This window comes from Salipiger sp. HF18, from assembly GCF_011806505.1.
GTDB lineage: Bacteria > Pseudomonadota > Alphaproteobacteria > Rhodobacterales > Rhodobacteraceae > Salipiger > Salipiger thiooxidans.
Window position 1 is genome coordinate 1 of record NZ_JAATOS010000523.1, and the last position, 2718, is coordinate 2718.

A 2718-nucleotide genomic window follows, 5' to 3' on the forward strand; every position below is an offset into this window, starting at 1 on the left:
ATTACGCCACTTACCCCGGCACCCTTCGGGCGGCGGGGGCCGTCCCGCATGCGGTGGCCACCCGCCCCGAGCGCGCCTTCCTCCCCGATCCCGAGGACGTGGCCGCCGCCGCGCGCGCCACGGGCGCGGTGTCGCTGCTGATCAACACGCCCAACAACCCCACAGGCGCGATCTACCCGCGCGCCACGCTCGAGGGGCTGGCCCGCGTCGCCGAGGCCGAGGATTTCTGGCTGATCTCGGACGAGGTCTACGACACCCAGATCTGGGAGGGCCGCCACCTGAGCCCGCGCGCCCTGCCCGGCATGGCTGCGCGCACGCTGGTGCTGGGCTCGATGTCGAAGAGCCACGCCATGACCGGCAGCCGCATCGGCTGGATCGTCGGCCCCGAAAGCGCCATCGCGCGGTTCTACGACCTCTCGGTCAACACCACCTACGGCGTACCGGGCTACATCCAGGACGCGGCGCTGTTCGCGCTGGAACAGGGCGGCGCGCTCGAGGCGCGCGTGGCCGAGCCCTTCCGCCGCCGCCGGGCGCTCGCGCAGGAGATCCTCGCCCGGCAGAACGCTGTCGGGCTGATCCCCTCGGGCGGCGCGATGTATCTCTTCCTCGACATCCGCTCCACCGGGCTCAGCGGCGAGGGCTTTGCCAACGCCCTTCTCGACCATCGCCATATCGCCGTGATGCCGGGCGAGAGCTTCGGCGCCACGGCGGCGGGCTTCGTGCGCGTCGCGATGACCATCCCCGACGAGCGCTTCGCCGAGGCGCTGCACAGCCTCTGCCGCTTTGCCGAGGGCGTTGCCCGTGCCGCCTGAGCGCCGCATCGTGGAGGTGGCGGCATGAGCACGCCGGTGTCGTCGATCCGCAACCTCGGGCCGGCGGTCGAAAGCGCGCTCGCGCGCGCCGGGGTGCCCGACGCCGAGACGCTGCGCGAGATCGGTGCCCACGAGGCTTATGGCCGGATGCTGAAGGCGGGCACCAAGCCGCATTTCATCGGCTACTACGTGATGCACATGGCGCTGCAGGGGCGGCCTTGGAACGACTGCCGCGGCAGGGAGAAGGAAGAGCTCCGCGCCCGCTTCGACGCGCTCTGCGCCGAGGTCTCGGGCAACGGGCGTCCGCTCTCGGGGATCGAGAAGGTGCTCGACGAGATCGGCGTGCGCCCCAGGGCCCGCCCGCGCGGTTGAGCCTGCGCAGCTGGCTCCGCCGGGCGTGGCGGCGGGACCTTTTGCGGCCCTGAGGAACGGAGAGCGCGACCCGACCGAACTGCCGGGAGTGAGACTGTCCCGGTGCAGGTCGTCCGTGGCAAAGCTGAGGGGCGCGTCATGCCTCCGCCGAGCTCCGCCTCTCTTCAGTCCCGCATCGGGACGAACCGCGCATCAGCCCACGTAGGGCCGAACAGCCTCTCAGTCCCCTGACCCACCGGGCCGCGTCCCACGCCGCATCGGGCCTGCGCAGTCTTTCTGTCCTTTTCCCGACCGGAACGGGTTTCTGCTCTGAAGCGAACAACAGGTATTTGGTCCTCCGCCGAGCGGACCCGCAAACCAGTCCACGCGCAGGCCGTCCCGCCCGTCCCCCGGCCGTCCCTTCCCACGCCAAATGCCCGTGAGCGGAACTCTGCTGCCAGTTGCGTCGTTGGTTCTGGAAACGCAAACCCAACCGGAGGCCCTCACCATGGACCTGATCCGCATCATCGCCGCCATTCTGCTGCCGCCGCTCGGGGTCTTCCTCCAGGTCGGCTTCGGCAAGCATTTCTGGCTCAACCCCCGCGAGCCGCAACACGCGTGACCGCCATGAGCGCCCATGATCACCTTCGCCGGGTCGAACGCGTCGAGCGCATCGCCCGCACCATGGATCGGGCCTTCCGGGTGCCGCTGACCGGCATCCGCATCGGATGGGACTCGATCATCGGTCTGGTACCCGGGATCGGCGATACGCTGGCACTGGCGCCGGCGATCTGGATCGTGAACGAGGCCCGGGACATGGGCGCGCCAAAGCCGCTTCTGGCGCAGATGGCGGGCAACATCGGGGTCGACTGGGTGATCGGCCTCTTGCCGCTCATCGGCGACATTCTCGACGTGGGCTACAAGTCCAACCTACGCAACGCCGCGCTTCTGCGCGCATGGGTCGAGGAACGGCACCGTGTGCCCGGCAACGGCGCCGCCCGCCCCGCCGACTACGGCGAGGCGATGGCGCTCTGACTGCAGCCAGCGCGCGCCCGTGGTGGGCCCCGTCGCCGGTGCGCACTGACCACCGCCAAACATCATCCGCAAAGCAAAACGGGCGCCCAGCCGGGCGCCCGTTTCGTCTGTCACTCGCTCATGCGGGCGTATGACCAGCTGAATGCGTCATGCGGAAGCATGACGCAGGCATCGTGCCGTGGCTCAGCCGACCAGCTCGAGGCCCGAGAAGTAGTAGGCGATCTCGGCAGCCGCGGTTTCCGGGGCGTCGGAGCCGTGGACCGAGTTCTCGCCGACGGATTCGGCGAACTCTGCGCGGATGGTGCCCGGGGCCGCGTCGGCCGGGTTGGTTGCGCCCATCACTTCGCGGTTCTTCGCGATGGCGCCTTCGCCTTCCAGCACCTGCACCACGACCGGCTCGGAGGCCATGAACTCGCAGAGTTCGTCGTAGAAGGGACGCTCGGCGTGCACCTTGTAGAACTCACCGGCCTGTGCCTTGGTGAGCTGGATGCGCTTCTGCGCGACGATCCGCAGGCCCGCT

The 2718-nt window shown here is 69.7% G+C and carries 4 protein-coding genes and 1 pseudogene; 4 read left to right on the forward strand and 1 reads right to left on the reverse strand.

The window, feature by feature from the left end:
• From HC022_RS23510 to HC022_RS23525, 4 genes and pseudogenes are all read left to right on the forward strand, one after another.
• A partial coding sequence (locus tag HC022_RS23510) for a pyridoxal phosphate-dependent aminotransferase (protein ID WP_167454016.1) occupies positions 1–812 on the forward strand: 812 nt, incomplete at its 5' end.
• A gap of 24 nt (positions 813–836) precedes the next feature.
• Complete coding sequence (locus HC022_RS23515; RefSeq protein ID WP_167454017.1) at positions 837–1184, forward strand: TfoX/Sxy family protein; 348 nt, start codon at positions 837–839, stop codon at positions 1182–1184.
• A gap of 487 nt (positions 1185–1671) precedes the next feature.
• Positions 1672–1761, forward strand: a pseudogene (locus HC022_RS23520) (YqaE/Pmp3 family membrane protein); the annotation flags it as partial.
• A 29-nt stretch (positions 1762–1790) separates the two neighbouring features.
• A complete protein-coding gene (locus HC022_RS23525) occupies positions 1791–2198 on the forward strand; it encodes a DUF4112 domain-containing protein (RefSeq protein ID WP_167454019.1) in 408 nt (135 codons plus the stop codon).
• Between the two features lie 183 nt (positions 2199–2381).
• Here HC022_RS23525 and ndk read toward each other — a convergent pair.
• A partial coding sequence (gene ndk, locus HC022_RS23530; RefSeq protein ID WP_167454020.1) for a nucleoside-diphosphate kinase occupies positions 2382–2718 on the reverse strand: 337 nt, incomplete at its 5' end.